19 protein-coding genes are annotated in these 14,893 nt (G+C 57.2%); 10 read left to right on the top strand and 9 right to left on the bottom strand.

Features of this window, described 5'->3' with window-relative positions; translation table 11 throughout:
* Window positions 1-9 precede the first annotated feature (9 nt).
* The 8 genes from ACW81B_RS08125 to fnr all read right to left on the bottom strand — a co-directional run bounded on the left by ACW81B_RS08125 (window position 10) and on the right by fnr (window position 6,730).
* Window positions 10-519, bottom strand: coding sequence for a FixH family protein (locus ACW81B_RS08125; RefSeq protein WP_491579717.1), 510 nt, complete (start codon window positions 517-519; stop codon window positions 10-12).
* Between the two features lie 5 nt (window positions 520-524).
* Window positions 525-1,961: a cytochrome c oxidase accessory protein CcoG gene (gene ccoG, locus ACW81B_RS08130; RefSeq protein ID WP_491579718.1), complete on the bottom strand. Its 1,437-nt coding sequence runs from the start codon at window positions 1,959-1,961 to the stop codon at window positions 525-527.
* Window positions 1,962-1,965: 4 nt separating this feature from the next.
* Window positions 1,966-2,898, bottom strand: a complete 933-nt coding sequence (gene ccoP, locus ACW81B_RS08135; RefSeq protein ID WP_491579719.1) for a cytochrome-c oxidase, cbb3-type subunit III — start codon at window positions 2,896-2,898, stop codon at window positions 1,966-1,968.
* On the bottom strand, window positions 2,891-3,061 hold the full coding sequence (locus tag ACW81B_RS08140) for a cbb3-type cytochrome oxidase subunit 3 (RefSeq protein WP_491579720.1): 171 nt from the start codon (window positions 3,059-3,061) through the stop codon (window positions 2,891-2,893). Before ACW81B_RS08140 ends, ccoP begins: the two co-directional genes overlap by 8 nt.
* Window positions 3,062-3,066: 5 nt before the next feature.
* Window positions 3,067-3,696: a cytochrome-c oxidase, cbb3-type subunit II gene (gene ccoO, locus ACW81B_RS08145; RefSeq protein WP_491579721.1), complete on the bottom strand. Its 630-nt coding sequence runs from the start codon at window positions 3,694-3,696 to the stop codon at window positions 3,067-3,069.
* Window positions 3,697-3,711: 15 nt separating this feature from the next.
* Window positions 3,712-5,127, bottom strand: a complete 1,416-nt coding sequence (gene ccoN / locus ACW81B_RS08150) for a cytochrome-c oxidase, cbb3-type subunit I (RefSeq protein WP_491579722.1) — start codon at window positions 5,125-5,127, stop codon at window positions 3,712-3,714.
* Window positions 5,128-5,199: 72 nt separating this feature from the next.
* Window positions 5,200-5,850 (bottom strand): OmpW/AlkL family protein, encoded by a 651-nt coding sequence (locus ACW81B_RS08155; RefSeq protein ID WP_491579723.1) that lies wholly within the window; start codon window positions 5,848-5,850, stop codon window positions 5,200-5,202.
* A gap of 112 nt (window positions 5,851-5,962) precedes the next feature.
* Window positions 5,963-6,730 carry a fumarate/nitrate reduction transcriptional regulator Fnr gene (fnr, locus tag ACW81B_RS08160; RefSeq protein WP_491579724.1) on the bottom strand — a complete coding sequence of 256 codons (768 nt, stop codon included), beginning with the start codon at window positions 6,728-6,730 and terminating at the stop codon, window positions 5,963-5,965.
* Between the two features lie 145 nt (window positions 6,731-6,875).
* On the opposite strand from fnr, the gene hisB reads away from it, so the two are divergent.
* From hisB to ACW81B_RS08210, 10 genes are read left to right on the top strand one after another with little or no spacing between them, the layout of a single operon-like run.
* Complete coding sequence (gene hisB, locus ACW81B_RS08165; RefSeq protein ID WP_491579725.1) at window positions 6,876-7,469, top strand: imidazoleglycerol-phosphate dehydratase HisB; 594 nt, start codon at window positions 6,876-6,878, stop codon at window positions 7,467-7,469.
* Between the two features lie 42 nt (window positions 7,470-7,511).
* A complete protein-coding gene (gene hisH / locus ACW81B_RS08170) occupies window positions 7,512-8,153 on the top strand; it encodes an imidazole glycerol phosphate synthase subunit HisH (RefSeq protein ID WP_491579726.1) in 642 nt (213 codons plus the stop codon).
* A gap of 38 nt (window positions 8,154-8,191) precedes the next feature.
* Complete coding sequence (gene hisA / locus ACW81B_RS08175; protein WP_491579727.1) at window positions 8,192-8,920, top strand: 1-(5-phosphoribosyl)-5-[(5-phosphoribosylamino)methylideneamino]imidazole-4-carboxamide isomerase; 729 nt, start codon at window positions 8,192-8,194, stop codon at window positions 8,918-8,920.
* Window positions 8,921-8,923: 3 nt separating this feature from the next.
* A complete protein-coding gene (gene hisF, locus ACW81B_RS08180; protein ID WP_491579728.1) occupies window positions 8,924-9,703 on the top strand; it encodes an imidazole glycerol phosphate synthase subunit HisF in 780 nt (259 codons plus the stop codon).
* A 57-nt stretch (window positions 9,704-9,760) separates the two neighbouring features.
* Window positions 9,761-10,153, top strand: coding sequence for a phosphoribosyl-AMP cyclohydrolase (gene hisI / locus ACW81B_RS08185; RefSeq protein ID WP_491579729.1), 393 nt, complete (start codon window positions 9,761-9,763; stop codon window positions 10,151-10,153).
* A 1-nt stretch (window position 10,154) separates the two neighbouring features.
* Window positions 10,155-10,478: a phosphoribosyl-ATP diphosphatase gene (locus tag ACW81B_RS08190; protein WP_491579730.1), complete on the top strand. Its 324-nt coding sequence runs from the start codon at window positions 10,155-10,157 to the stop codon at window positions 10,476-10,478.
* 36 nt (window positions 10,479-10,514) lie between these two features.
* Entirely contained in the window at window positions 10,515-10,742 is a 228-nt protein-coding gene (gene tatA, locus ACW81B_RS08195) for a twin-arginine translocase TatA/TatE family subunit (protein ID WP_491579731.1), read from the top strand.
* 17 nt (window positions 10,743-10,759) lie between these two features.
* Window positions 10,760-11,116, top strand: coding sequence for a Sec-independent protein translocase protein TatB (tatB, locus tag ACW81B_RS08200; RefSeq protein WP_491579732.1), 357 nt, complete (start codon window positions 10,760-10,762; stop codon window positions 11,114-11,116).
* A complete protein-coding gene (tatC, locus tag ACW81B_RS08205; RefSeq protein WP_491579733.1) occupies window positions 11,100-11,948 on the top strand; it encodes a twin-arginine translocase subunit TatC in 849 nt (282 codons plus the stop codon). Before tatB ends, tatC begins: the two co-directional genes overlap by 17 nt.
* Before the next feature lie 50 nt (window positions 11,949-11,998).
* The gene (locus tag ACW81B_RS08210) at window positions 11,999-13,831 is read left to right on the top strand and encodes a thioredoxin domain-containing protein (RefSeq protein WP_491579734.1); all 1,833 of its coding nucleotides are present in this window, start codon (window positions 11,999-12,001) and stop codon (window positions 13,829-13,831) included.
* On the opposite strand, the gene ACW81B_RS08215 is transcribed toward ACW81B_RS08210, so the two are convergent.
* Window positions 13,828-14,178 (bottom strand): pentapeptide repeat-containing protein, encoded by a 351-nt coding sequence (locus ACW81B_RS08215; RefSeq protein ID WP_491579735.1) that lies wholly within the window; start codon window positions 14,176-14,178, stop codon window positions 13,828-13,830. The two genes, ACW81B_RS08210 and ACW81B_RS08215, sit on opposite strands and share 4 nt — an antisense overlap.
* Window positions 14,179-14,893 lie beyond the last annotated feature (715 nt).

Here is a 14,893-nt window from a genome sequence, read left to right on the forward strand (position 1 = left end):
CGGGTGCTTTCAGAGTTCGTCCGAACTCAGGCGCACCTGGAACCGCTTTCCGCTCTGTACGCGGGCACGTATTTCCCAGCGTTTGTCGGCGGGTCGGAGACGAAGATACCAGACACCGGCCGGTAGCGCAGGTGTGGGGGCGACGTATTTCCCGTTACCTGCCCGTTTCATCTGAATATTGCGATCCAGCTCGGCACGTGTTGCGTGAATGAACTGGAGCGATAATGTCTCGTCCGCTGTTTTCTCATGACGCCTGAGTGTCAGTTCAAGCCGGCTGCCATCGCTGCGCAGCAGGGCGTCAAGTTGCTGCTGCCTGGCTGCTTCGATGCGGTGCTTCTGCTGGTTGATGGCCAGGCCTTCCTTGTAATAGTCATCGACAACCAGTGCATTCGGACTGTGGATGGCAAGCACGATGGTCAGTATACCGCCAATCACTGCGCCGACCGGTGGAATGAACAACAGCAAGGGCCAGGCTTTACGGTACCAGGGGGTCGGGTCAATGTTTGCTGCTTGCTGCATGGTGTCTACCTTATGACCGGGCCAAGGAAGCGCGCGGTTTCTGTACGTGACAGTGACGGATCGTCCAGGGCCTGTAATGTGAATTCGATGGTATTTGCAGTGCGTTCCAGCACGATCGGGTCAATCCGTATCGATACCGGCAGGTTGCGTACCTCACCGGCGGGGACTTCCACGACCGGTAATTCCATGTTGAGCTGCATGCCTTCCAGTCCCGAGCTGCTGACCCGGAAAGTATGCGCCTTGTCGTCCATGTTGATCAGTTTAAGCGTGTAGACATTTTCCACCAGCCCGTCCACGGTTTCCCGGTACAGGCTGTTACGGTCACGGATAATATCCAGCTCCAGCGGCATGCGCACGGTAATGGCGTATACCAGGCCTGTCGTCAGTGCTGCCAGCACGATGGAGTACATAATAATACGCGGACGCAGCAGGTGGGTCTTCAGGCCTGCCATGGCATTTTCCGTGGTATAGCGAATCAGGCCACGCGCATAGCCCATCTTGTCCATGACATCATCACAGGCGTCGATACAGGCCGCGCAGCCGATACACTGGTATTGCAGGCCGTCACGGATATCAATGCCGGTGGGGCATACCTGTACGCACAGCGTGCAATCGACACAGTCACCCAGTCCGAGGCTGACCGGGTCGACATTGCGCTTGCGAGAGCCGCGTGGTTCGCCGCGGGCTTCGTCGTAGGAAATGACCAGCGTGTCCCTGTCGAACATGGCGCTCTGGAAGCGTGCATAGGGGCACATGTAAATACACACCTGTTCACGCAGCCAGCCGGCGTTGCCATAGGTGGCGAAGCCGTAAAAGAACACCCAGAAAGTTTCCCAGGGGCCAAGGTTGAAATTCATGGCTTCCACGGTCAGTTCACGGACAGGCGTGAAATAGCCGACGAAGGTGAAGCCGGTAAACAACGAGAAGCTGATCCAGATAAAATGTTTCAGCGCCTTGGTGCGAATCTTGACGGGCGTCAGCTTGCTTTTGTCGAGTTTGATCTGCTGGTTGCGAGTGCCTTCAATCTTGCGTTCGATCCACATGAAGGCCTCGGTCCATACCGTCTGCGGACAGGCATAACCGCACCACAGGCGCCCGGCCAGTGCCGTGAAAAAGAACAGCGACAGCGCGGCAATAACCAGTAGCCAGGCAAAGTAGAAGAAGTCCTGCGGCCAGAAGGTCAGTCCGAAGATATAGAACTTGCGTGCCGGGAGGTCGAACAGGACGGCCTGATGGCCATCCCAGGGTAACCAGGCGATGCCGTAGAACAGACCCAGCAATACCACCACGCCCAGGGTGCGGAGTCTGGCAAATGTGCCGTGGACCTCACGCGGATAGACTTTCTTGTGGCTGGCGTACATCTCATCCTGCCCGGAACCTTCCTGTCCGTGCTGTTCCGGGCGGGATGTGGGTTGAGCAGGTCTTGCGGGCCCAGCCGGCATGAGTTCAGTGTTTCTCCTGTGACAGGCTGTAGATATAGGTGGCCAGCAGGTGCGCCTTGTCTTCACCCAGGAAGTTGCGGTGCGAAGGCATGCGGCCGGTACGCCCCTCGGCAATCGTCTTGCGGATGGCTCCCGCAGAACCGCCATACAGCCAGATGTTATCGGTCAGGTTGGGTGCCCCCAGCGCCTGGTTGCCCTTGCCGTCAGCACCGTGGCAGGCGGCACAGTAGGTGGCGAAACGTTGTTGTCCGGCACTGACCAGTGCGGCATCGGCGTCACGCCCGCTGAGACTGATCACGTACGCAGCGACTTCCTTGACACCCTGTTCACCCAGCGCGGCTTTCCAGCCGGGCATCGTGCCGCTGCGGCCGTCAAGAATGGTGGTGGTAATGGCTTCAGGCGTGCCGCCGTACAACCAGTCGTTATCACGCAGGCTGGGGAAGCCAATGGCGCCGCCGGCATCCGAGCCATGACAGCTGGCGCAGTAGTTGACGAACAGGCGTTCACCAATGCGCAATGCCGCCGGGTCCCGGGCAAGTTCCGGGATGGGTTTCGCGGCAAATTTCGCGAACAGCGGGCCAAACCTGGCATCCGCCGCCTCCATCTCCTTCGCGTAGGCGCTCTGCTGGGTCCAGTTCAGTACACCACGGAAACTACCCAGCCCCGGGTACAGTACCAGGTAGACCAGGCTGAAGATCAGGGTGATATAGAACATCCACAGCCACCAGCGTGGCAACGGGTTGTTGTACTCGGCCAGTGTCTCGTCCCAGGTGTGTCCGGTGGTATCGCCTTCGGCGGCTTCACCGGCGCGGCGTTTGGCGGTCCAGCGTATCAGCCACCAGCAGGCGAGGATATTGGCCAGTGTCAGAACAATGATCCAGCCACTCCAGAATTCACTGGTGAAGGCGAAATCCTGTGCAAGGTTTGCTTCATTCATGGCTTGCATCCTTTGGTTCCAGGTTACTGTCATCGGCGAACGGCAGGTTGGCTGCCTCGTCGAAGGCTTGCTTGCGCTTGTTGCTCCAGGCCCAGACCCACACGGCCAGGAAAGCAATCAATGCCAGCACGGTAGTGATTCCACGCAATGTATTGAGATCCATGGCGCTTACCTCCGGGATGAAATGGCGGTGCCGAGCACTTGCAGGTAATCGATCAGTGCATCGAGTTCGGTCTTGCCCTTGAGCGTTTCGGGAGCCTTGTCGATTTCTGCATCGCTGTAAGTCTCGCAGCCGTTACAGGTGGCGCTGATGAGCGTATTCATCACGCGCATTTTCTTTTTGATCAGCTTGCCGTCCAGTGCATTTTCCGCCAGCCAGGGGAAGCCCGGCATATTGGATTCCGGCACCACATCGCGGGGGTTCATGAGGTGAACCCGGTGCCAGTCATCACTGTAACGGCCACCGACGCGCGCCAGGTCCGGGCCGGTACGCTTGGAACCCCACTGGAAGGGATGGTCGTACACGAACTCACCCGCTACCGAGTAGTGGCCATAACGTTCGGTCTCGGCACGGAACGGGCGGATCATCTGTGAGTGGCAAAGGTAACAGCCTTCACGCACGTAGATATCGCGCCCCTCCAGTTGCAGGGCGGTGTAGGGTTTCAGGCCTTCAACAGGTTCCGTTGTGCTCTTCACAAAGAACAGCGGGACGATTTCGACCAGCCCGCCAACACTGATGACCAGCAGGATCAGCACCGCCATCAGACCGATATTTTTTTCCACGACTTCATGACTCATGACAATTCTCCTCGTTCATGCCGTCTGCAGGACAGGTGCATCGACAGGCTTTGCACCGGAAACCGTCCTGATAACGTTGTAGGCCATCACCAGCATGCCGGAGAGGAACAGCGCGCCACCCAGGAAGCGGACAAAGTAGTACGGGTACATGGCCTCCAGTGATTCGACAAAGCTGTAGGTCAGTGTGCCGTCGTCATTGACAGCCCTCCACATGAGGCCCTGCATGATGCCGGAGATCCACATGGCGACGATGTACAGCACCACGCCGATGGTCGACATCCAGAAGTGCCAGTCGATGAGCTTGATGGAATACATCTGCTCACGCCCGAACAGCTTCGGGATCAGGAAGTAGATCGAGCCGATAGAGACCATGGCGACCCAGCCCAGCGCGCCGGAGTGAACGTGGCCAATGGTCCAGTCGGTGTAGTGGGACAGTGCGTTGACTGTCTTGATCGCCATCATCGGGCCTTCAAAGGTGGACATGCCGTAGAAAGACAGTGACACGATCAGGAACTTGAGGATCGGATCGTCGCGCAGTTTGTGCCAGGCGCCGGACAAGGTCATGATGCCGTTGATCATGCCGCCCCAGGAGGGCGCCAGCAGGATCAGCGAGAACACCATGCCCAGTGACTGCGCCCACACTGGCAATGCCGTGTAGTGCAGGTGGTGCGGTCCGGCCCACATGTAGGTCGAGATCAGCGCCCAGAAGTGCACCACTGACAAACGGTAGGAGTACACCGGGCGTCCCGCCTGTTTGGGCACGAAGTAATACATCATGCCGAGGAAACCGGCTGTCAGGAAGAAGCCCACGGCATTATGGCCATACCACCACTGCACCATGGCGTCGATGGCGCCCGGGTATACTGAATAGGACTTGGTCAGGCTCACCGGGATGGCCGCGCTGTTTACAATGTGCAGCACGGCAACGGTCAGGATGAACGCACCGAAAAACCAGTTGGCGACATAAATGTGCTTGACGCGACGTTTCATGATGGTGCCAAAAAACACAATGGCATATGACACCCAGACCACGGTGATGAGGATATCAATCGGCCATTCCAGCTCTGCGTATTCCTTGCTGGTGGTAATGCCCAGCGGCAGGGTGATGGCGGCCAGTAGAATAACCAGTGTCCAGCCCCAGAAGGTGAAGGCCGCCAGCTTGTCGCCAAACAGGCGTGTCTGGCAGGTGCGTTGCACGACATAGTACGACGTCGCAAACAGTGCCGAGCCGCCAAATGCAAAAATAACGGCATTGGTATGCAGCGGACGCAGGCGGCTGAACGTCAGCCAGGGAATGTCCATGTTCAGCTGCGGCCATACCAGTTCTGCGGCTATAAAGACGCCGACCAGCATACCGACGATGCCCCACACGATGGTCATCACGGCAAACTGGCGCACGACCTTGTAGTTGTAAGTGGTCTGTGAGTCCATAGCGTTTCCTGTTGTCTAGAGAAAGATTGGACGAAAACAGGCGTGGCGGTTCTCGCCACGCCTGCAGTGACTTCAGAACTTCTTGCCGACGCCCAGCATGAAGACCCAGGGGTCGATATCGACATCCGCCTTGCCGGCGGCAGACGATTTTGCCGTGGTGCCGATCTTCGCGTACCAGACCTGCGCGCTGATCAGCGTATCGTTGCCGAGGTCGTAATCCAGGCCGGCTTCGGCGGCGAGACCAAAACTGTCATCGAGATCGAGCTGGGTGCCGTTCAATGCGCCATTGGTGTTTTCATCCCAGAAATAGGTGTAGTTGATACCGGCGCCGACATAGGGGTGCAGGCTCGAACCGGAATTGAAGTGATACTGGAGTGTAAAGGTTGGCGGTAATGCCTTGGTGTCGGCGACCTTGCCGGCGCCGGCCAGTGCGCCCTTGTCGCCCTTGATGTCTACCGTGAACGGCCACACGCCAAGTACACCCAGGCCGATGTTATCGGTGAACATATAGGTAAAGGACACACCGAGCGTATCGGAATCCTCAACGCTGACGGTGGTGGCGGGAGAGGGGATGCCGGAAAAAGCATCGGCATCATCATTCGGTGCCAGGTGTGCCCAGCCAACCCGGGCGACAAAATCACCTGTTTCGTAAGCCATGAGTGGCATGGAAGCGAGACTGCTGACCAGGGCGACGCCGATCACGGTTTTCTTCAAGGTACCCATTGTTGTACTCCTCTGTAGACATGCGGGGTTGAGGCGTACTTTGCGGGAGTGTGACGTAACAGGCATTGACGCAGATCAAGTCTGCGTCACCCTGGGGGCGTTTCCGGAGCGATCAGGTGTCAGGCGTTGGGTTGTCGCCGTAGCAGTTGGCGCTGGAGAAATGGCACAGGCGCTGGCGATCCAGCAGTTCAATACTGCGGCGTTCGACTTTCAGCAGGCCTTCGTTCTGGAAGCGGGTGAACAGGCGGCTGACAGTTTCCAGCGCAAGCCCCAGGTAGTTACCAATATCGCTTCTGGACATGGTCAGGTTGAACTGGGTGGCTGAAAAGCCACGCCGCCGGTAGCGGTTGGAGAGGCTGATCAGAAAGGCGGCGAGCCGTTCCTCGGCCGAGCGCTGGCCGAGTGTGAGCATATTCTGCTCGTCATTGTGAATTTCCTGGCTCATGACGCGCAGCATCTGGCGTTGCAAATCCGGTAACCGGTTACTCAGTGCTTCAAGCTGATCAAAGGGTATTTCGCAGACACTGGTGGTTTCCAGCGCCTTGGCGGCGAGTGGGTGGGTGTCGTTGGCAATGGCGTCCAGTCCGACCAGCTCGCCGGGCAGGTGAAAGCCCATCACCTGTTCCTGACCGTCTTCCGATGTGGCGTAGGTCTTCAGCGAGCCGGAGCGTACCGCAAACAGTGAGCGGAAGCGGTCGCCAACCTGGAACAGCTGATCGCCGCGCGCCAGCGGGCGTTTGCGGTCAATGATGGCATCCAGCCGCTCCATGTCTTCTTCATCGATACCAACCGGCAGGCAGATCTCGTTCAGGCTGCACTCCTGGCAGGCAACCTTGATTTCTTTCAGGGAAACAACCTTTTCCTGCTTTCGGGTGGGCATAGCGCGACCTGCATGAGCATAGGTACGCATTATGTGCAAAAATTCCGCCTGTCGGCAACCACTAATACATAAACAATGGTTCTCTAACTGCGCGATTTCAGATAGGATTCGAGTCATTCCGAGCAACGGTAACGAAACCCTGATCATGACGGCGAGAACAGCGCAGATTCAGCGCGATACCCTGGAGACGCAGATTGGCGTAAAACTCGATCTGGACGGCTCCGGCAAATCCGAATTCGACACCGGTGTCCCCTTTCTGGAGCACATGCTGGACCAGATTGCCCGCCACGGCCTGCTGGATATATCCGTACAGGCAAAAGGGGATTTGCACATCGATGCCCACCACACCGTGGAGGATATCGGTATTGCGCTGGGACAGGCCTTCAGCGAAGCGCTGGGCGATAAAAAAGGTATTCGTCGTTACGGGCACGCCTACGTGCCGCTCGACGAGGCGCTGTCGCGCGTGGTGATCGATTTTTCCGGAAGGCCGGGGCTGGAATATCACGTCAGCTTTGCCCGCGGGCGCATCGGTGATTTCGACGTGGATCTTTTTCATGAGTTTTTTCAAGGCTTTACAAGTCACGCCAGGGCGACGCTGCATATCGATTGCCTGCGTGGCGACAATGCACACCACGTGGCTGAAACCGTATTCAAGGCGTTTGGGCGCGCTGTACGCATGGCGGCCGAGGCGGATCCACGCATGGCGGGTATGATGCCCTCCACCAAGGGGAGCCTGTAGCCGGGAAAATTCCAGCGCCGCGTCGGCAAGCTTCTGTACGCCATGTCTACCATCGCAATCATTGATTATGAAATGGGTAACCTGCACTCCATCGCCAAGGCGGTGGAACACGTCGCGGGAGATACCCGGGTGCGCGTCACATCCGTTGCAGAGGAAATTCTGGCGGCCGAGCGGGTGATTTTCCCCGGTGTTGGCGGTATCGGGCACTGTATGGAGGCGTTACTGCGCCGCGGGCTGGACCAGGTGATCCGCGAGGTTGCTGCCAGCAAGCCGCTGCTGGGCATCTGTCTGGGCATGCAGGCCATGCTGGAGCACAGTGAAGAAAATAACGGGGTGAAATGCCTGGGGCTGATCAAGGGCGAAGTGCGGCGTTTCAGCGATTCGCTCAACGCTGACGGCGTGAAGCTCAAGGTGCCGCATATGGGCTGGAACCAGGTACACCAGCAGGCGCACCCGCTATGGCAGGATATTGACCAGCGCAGCCGCTTCTATTTTGTCCACAGCTACTACGCGGTGCCCGCCGAGCCTGAAGACTGTGTGGGTGTTGCGGATTATGGCGGTACATTTTGTTGTGCGCTGGCCCGTGAAAACCTGTTTGCGGTACAGTTCCACCCGGAGAAGAGCCAGCACGCCGGATTGACGCTGCTGCGCAACTTCAGCCGCTGGGATGGACAGGGCAGTTAATGCGGTATGATGTTTATTGATAACACGAGGGTGGGGACATGTTGCTGATTCCTGCAATCGACCTCAAGGATGGCAAGTGCGTGCGCCTGCGCCAGGGTCGAATGGAAGATGAAACAATTTTTGCGGACGATCCGCTGGACATGGCAAAACGCTGGGTCGACGCCGGTGCGAAGCGCTTGCACCTGGTCGATCTGAACGGCGCGTTTGCCGGGCAGCCGGTCAATGCCGATGTGGTGCATCGTATTGCCGAGGCGTTTCCCGATGTGCCAATCCAGGTCGGTGGCGGTATTCGCGACGAAGATACGGTGCAGTTGTACCTGGATGCCGGTGTGCAATATGTCATTATCGGCACCAGGGCCGTCAGTGCGCCGCACTTTATCAATGACCTGTGCCTGGAATTCCCCGGGCATATTATTGTTGGTCTCGATGCGAGGGATGGCAAGGTGGCCATCGATGGCTGGTCGAAACTCTCCAACCACGATGTGATCGACATGGCGCAGCGTTTCGAGCGCGATGGTGTGGAAGCCATTATCTATACCGATATCAGCCGTGACGGCATGATGCAGGGGGTGAACGTGGAGGCAACCGCAAAGCTGGCCGCCACGATCAGTATTCCCGTGATTGCATCCGGTGGTATCAGTAACCTCGATGACATCAAGGCGATTCAGGCCGTTGCGGACGAAGGCATCATAGGTACCATTATCGGCCGGGCACTGTATGAAGGTACCGTTGACCTGGTTGAAGCGCAGAAGCTGGTCGACGGGTAGTTCGTGTCACTGGCGAAACGTATTATTCCCTGCCTGGATGTGGATAACGGCCGCGTCGTCAAGGGCGTGCAGTTCGTGGATATCCGCGATGCCGGTGATCCGGTAGAGATCGCCCGGCGCTACGACCAGCAAGGTGCAGACGAAATCACCTTCCTCGATATTACCGCCAGCCACGAACAGCGAGACACCATGGTGCATGTCGTCGAGCAGGTGGCGGGTGAAGTGTTTATCCCATTGACCGTGGGCGGCGGTATTCGCGAGCCGGCGGATATCCGCCGTATGCTCAATGCCGGTGCTGACAAGGTCGGCATCAATACCGCTGCGGTGTTCAACCCGGATTTTGTGCGCGAGGCCGCAGACCAGTTTGGTTCGCAGTGTATCGTGGTGGCTATCGATGCCAGGCAGGTGGCCGATGGTGCAAAGACCGGGAAAATACACTGGGAAATTTTCACCCACGGCGGTCGCAAATCAACCGGTATCGATGCCATCGAGTGGGCGGTACGCATGGTGGAATATGGCGCCGGGGAAATCCTGCTCACCAGTATGGATCGTGATGGCACCAAAAACGGTTTTGACCTGGCGCTGACCCGTGCCGTCAGCGACGCAGTCGATGTGCCGGTGATCGCATCCGGCGGTGTCGGTAGCCTGGATCACCTTGCCGAAGGTGTGTTGCAGGGCCATGCGGATGCCGTACTGGCAGCGAGTATTTTCCACTTTGGTGAATATACGATTGCCGAGGCCAAGCAGCACATGGCCAGCCAGGGTATTGAAATGCGCCTCTAGCGCAGCAGGGAAGGATTCAGACGCTTGCGCGTCAGGTTTATACAGGTAAAAAACGGCATGTCAGAACAATGGCTGGATGCAATCGCGTGGACCGATGACGGGCTGGTACCGGTCATCGCCCAGGATGCCGAAGATGGCAAGGTACTGATGTTCGCGTGGATGAACGAAGAGGCGCTGCGCCTGACCGCCGAGACCGGTCATGCCGTATACTGGTCGCGTTCCCGTCAAAAGCTCTGGCACAAGGGCGAGGAATCCGGTCACCAGCAGGTGGTGAAGGAAATCCGCCTGGATTGCGATAATGACGTGATCAACCTGCAAATCGAACAAAAGGGCGGGATAGCCTGTCATACCGGGCGGCGCAGTTGTTTTTACCAGAGACTCGAAGGCGGGCGCTGGAAAACCGTTGAACCGGTGTTGAAAGATCCCTCGGATATCTACGGGAAATCCTGATATGTCAGACGAAATCCTTCGCCAGTTGGCTGAAGTGCTGGAACAGCGCAAGCAGGCAGCGCCGGATTCGTCCTATGTTGCAAGTCTTTACAGCAAGGGTCTGGACAGTATTCTGAAAAAAATCGGTGAAGAAGCCACCGAGACCGTAATTGCGGCAAAGGGCGGCGATGCCGACCAGCTGGTTTATGAAATGGCGGATTTGTGGTTTCATAGTCTTGTATTGCTGGCGCACCAGGGGCTTGGCCCCGATCAGGTGCTTAACGAGCTGGAGCGCCGCTTTGGTCTGTCGGGTCTGGATGAAAAGGCAGCAAGAGAACAGAAATAGGCCAGTCCCGGCCTGATTGGGTTCCAGGAGAACATTATGGGTATCAGTATTTGGCAGCTGTTGATTATTCTCGCCATTGTGTTGGTGTTGTTTGGCGCCAAGCGTTTGCGCAACATTGGCGGTGATCTGGGTGGCGCCATCAAGGGCTTCCGCAAGGCCATGAAGGAAGACGATCAGCCGGGCGGCGACGAAAAGCTGGAAGGCAAGAATGCCGGCCACATCATTGACGGCGAAGTGACCTCCAAGAAACAGGAAAAAGTCTGAGCCAGTCTTGACCGCGCATGTTCGATATTGGCTTCTGGGAACTTGCAGTAATCGGCGTGGTGGCGCTTCTGGTCGTAGGGCCGGAACGCCTGCCAGGGCTGGCGCGCACGGCCGGTCTGTGGGTCGGGCGCGCACGGCGTTTTGTGTCTGGCGTAAAAGCGGACATCGACCGTGAAATTGCCGCGGATGAACTCAGGAAAGCGCTGGCCAAACAGGCCAACAGCGAATCGTTGTACGAAATCATAGAAGACACCAAACAAACCATTCTGGATGCCAAACACGGACTGGAAGCACAGGGTGAGGAAAAGCCCGCATCCCCCGACCCTGAGCCACCCGTCGCTGTAACGCACAAGTCGAATGACGCAAACGGATAATCCCCAGCCACCGGATGAAGAGGCAGAGCTGCCTTTCGTTGCGCATTTGATCGAGTTGCGCGACCGCCTGCTGCGCGTAGTGCTGGTGGTCATAGTGATTTTCCTCGCGCTCATGCCTTTCGCCAACTGGCTGTTCACGCAACTGGCCGGGCCACTCACGGCACACCTTCCGGAAAACAGTTCGCTGATTGCGATTGAGGTCGCTTCGCCGTTCTTTACCCCGTTCAAGCTGGCCATGGTGGTCGCCATCTTTGCCGCCATGCCCTATATCCTTTACCAGGCCTGGTCCTTTGTGGCGCCAGGGCTTTACCAGCACGAAAAGCAGCGTGTCATGCCGCTGATGGTGTCGAGCACGGTGTTGTTTTACCTGGGCGCGGCGTTTGCCTACTTTGTCGTGTTTCCGCTGGTGTTTGGCTTCCTGACCAAATCGGCGCCCGAAGGCGTGGAGGTCATGACAGACATCAGTCGTTACCTGGATTTTGTCCTGACCCTGTTTTTTGCATTCGGGCTGGCCTTTGAGGTGCCGGTGGCGACGGTGTTGCTGGTGTGGAGCGGTGTGGTAACGCCCAAAACACTGCGAGAGAAACGGCCCTATATTATCGTTGCCGCGTTTATTGTGGGTATGCTGCTGACCCCGCCGGATATCATTTCGCAAACGCTGCTGGCTATTCCCATGTGGCTGTTGTTTGAAATAGGCGTATTCATGTCGGAACGCTTCAAGCCGGGTCCGGAGCGTTCGCACGAGGAGTACGAGCCGCCCATGACAGATGAGCCGCTGAAAGACGATGAAATGGAGAAAGAACTGGATCGTTACGAGAACGACGAAAAGTAAGCCCTCCAGCAAGACGCTTACATCGGTTCATCTCTGCAAGGAAGGTACGCATGCGTAAAGGGTGTTTGTGGTTCCTGGTGGTGCTCGTTGCAAGCCCCCTCGCAATGGCGGGGCAGGCGCCATTCGCCAATCGCCTGAGCGATCATCCCTCTCCCTATCTCGCCATGCATGGCAATGACCCCGTGCACTGGCAGGTGTGGGGGGAAGACGCTGTGCAGTTGGCGAAGAAACTGGACCGGCCATTGTTTATCTCCAGCGGCTATTTTTCCTGCCACTGGTGTCACGTCATGCAGCGTGAAAGCTACCAGGATCCGCAGGTAGCAGAATTTCTCAACAGGTATTTTATTCCGGTCAAGGTTGACCGCGAACTCAATCCGGCACTCGACAGTCACCTGATTGAATTCGTACAGCTCACCCGTGGCCGTGCCGGCTGGCCGCTGAATGTCTTCCTGACGCCGGAAGGCTACCCGATGCTGGGGATGACCTATTTACCCAGGGACCGTTTTCTTGCCGTACTGAAACAGATGCAGGAACGCTGGCAAAGTGAGCCGGATGAATTGCGGCGTATCGCGGAAGACGCACTGGTGGAATGGCGTGAAATACGCCGTCCCGACACACAGCAGGCTGTGCCACATACGCCAATGGCGCCCAGGTTTGTCGAACAGGCCAGCCGATTAATGGATGACTTGTCCGGTGGTTTTGGCGAGCAGAACAAGTTCCCGATGACCCCGCAGTTAAGCGCCCTGCTGCATGCGCGCGGTCGTATCAAGGCACAGGGCGATGTCGATGAGTTCCTGCGTCTGACACTGGACAACATGGCCACGCAAGGCATGCACGATCTTGTCGGTGGCGGCTTCTTCCGCTATGTCGTGGACCCGGGCTGGCACACGCCGCACTATGAAAAAATGCTCTATGACAATGCCCGGCTGGTGTCGCTTTACCTGCGGGCTGCCAGTGATTTTGACGCGCAAGTTTACCGGGATACGGCCTTTGAAACACTTGATTTTATGTTGCGTGAAATGTGGCGGGAAAATTATTTCATCAGCAGCTTCTCCGCCGTGGACGAACACGGCAGAGAGGGGGCTTACTACCTGTGGACAGATGAGGCGCTCAAAAAGGTGCTGTCAGGCGATGAGCTGAAGCTGGCGAAGAAAGCCTGGTTTGAAACCGGTGTTTCGAAGTCAGCGTGGGGCAAGTTGCCGCGCTGGCAGCTAACGGAAGCCGGGTTGTCGAAGCAAACCGGGCAACCTGTTGCCGTATTGAAAAAACGTCTCGATGCGATACGCAGCAAACTACTGAAAGCCCGTGCAGGGCGTTCCCTGCCCGCAGACAGCAAGGGCCTGGCGGCATGGAATGGCCTGGCGCTGAGCGCGCTGGCGGATGCCGTTGAAGCAGGTGGTGGAAAAGCCTACCGTCGCCACGGTGAGCAGCTTGCCAACTACCTTGCCACCACATTGTGGAATGGTGATCGCCTGGTGCGTGCTATGGATGCAGGGAGCGTGCTGGCAGATGGCGCACTGCAGGACTATGCGCTGGTGGCGAAGGGCTTGCAGGACTGGGGGCGTGTCAGTGGCGATAAAAGCCACACTCAGCTCGCCAGCCGGCTGGTACGCATGGCCTGGCAACGGTTCTACCAAAAGGGCCGCTGGCTTGAGACGGATGCGCCGCTGATTCCCATGCTGGACGGCAAGCTGGCGCTGGATGACAATCCACTGCCGTCAGCGACAGCCGTGATAACAGGCATGACACTGACACTGGACGATTTACGAAAAGACAAAAAGCTGCGCGATGCAGTAACGGCACACCTGGAGCAGGTCAGGGCGCGTTTGTCGGACTCGATTTTCTGGTATGCAGGCTATGTTGAGTGGCTGGACCGTGACTAGTCTTTCCGGTAACGCATACGCGTGCCATGTGTCAGCGACAGCATCAGTTCTTCCGCGCTCAGCTGCGGCGGAAAATAGGCGCCGGAGATCTTTGCTGCGTTGATGCTGGCGCCTTCGAGGTTGGCATTTGACAGGTCAACACCGCGAAGGTCTGTCTGGCGGAAATAGGCGTCACGCAGATCCAGGTCAGTGGCGTCCAGCTTGCGCAGATCCAGAGTGCGGAAATCGCAGCCACGCAAGTCACAGGCTTCGCCTGCGGCACGCCGGGTATTGAATTCCTCCACTGCGCCTTCGCGTAGCAGGCGATACATCGGGTCATCACTGATCAGGGGGGCTTCATTACTCATGTTGTTCTTCGCCTCGTCATGTCTGAATAAAGCTTGTCTTTGCAGGAGTATCGCCCATTTCTGCGTAATGCTGAAGAAGGGATGGAGTTGGTGGGCCCGCCAGGACTCGAACCTGGGACCAAGGGATTCACTGTACCCTGATATTTCCATCAGGAGTGGACTATCTCATCACCCTCAACCGGGTTGTTAGGGCGCGGGACGCTCTTGCCTGTTATTAAGGACACTTCGGCAACCTTGCGGTTTCCAGTCCCCAGGTAGTCTCTGCACCTTCCGAAGGTATACCTTCGGCTTGGCTCAGGGTTGCCACCAGCCTGACTGATGAGGTTCCCCTGAATTCATCCCGTTCATTCCGCACATTTCTGTGTGGACGCACCATTTTGATGAGTCCCCTGCTCTGACCAACTGAGCTACAGGCCCAAAACAGTCGAGATTCTATCAGGTTTCGCTGCATTTGTGATCTTGAAAACTGGATATGACCAGGCGACGATGATTGTTACACGTTAACGCAAGGAGTGCGAAATGACGGGGTTAATTTGTTTGGCTCTTCAGAAATATTTGTGGGTAATTCAAGCTGATTATGGACTCTCGCCAAGCCGCCAAGCGCGCAAAGGAGAGAAAATTTACTCAACAAGGCGATTCACAGTACGGTTGATCCCGTTCTTCATCAGGGATTCTCCCGCAGGTGCTGCGCCAGGATAACCTCATAGACCGTTTC

This window comes from Thiogranum sp. (assembly GCF_058323355.1).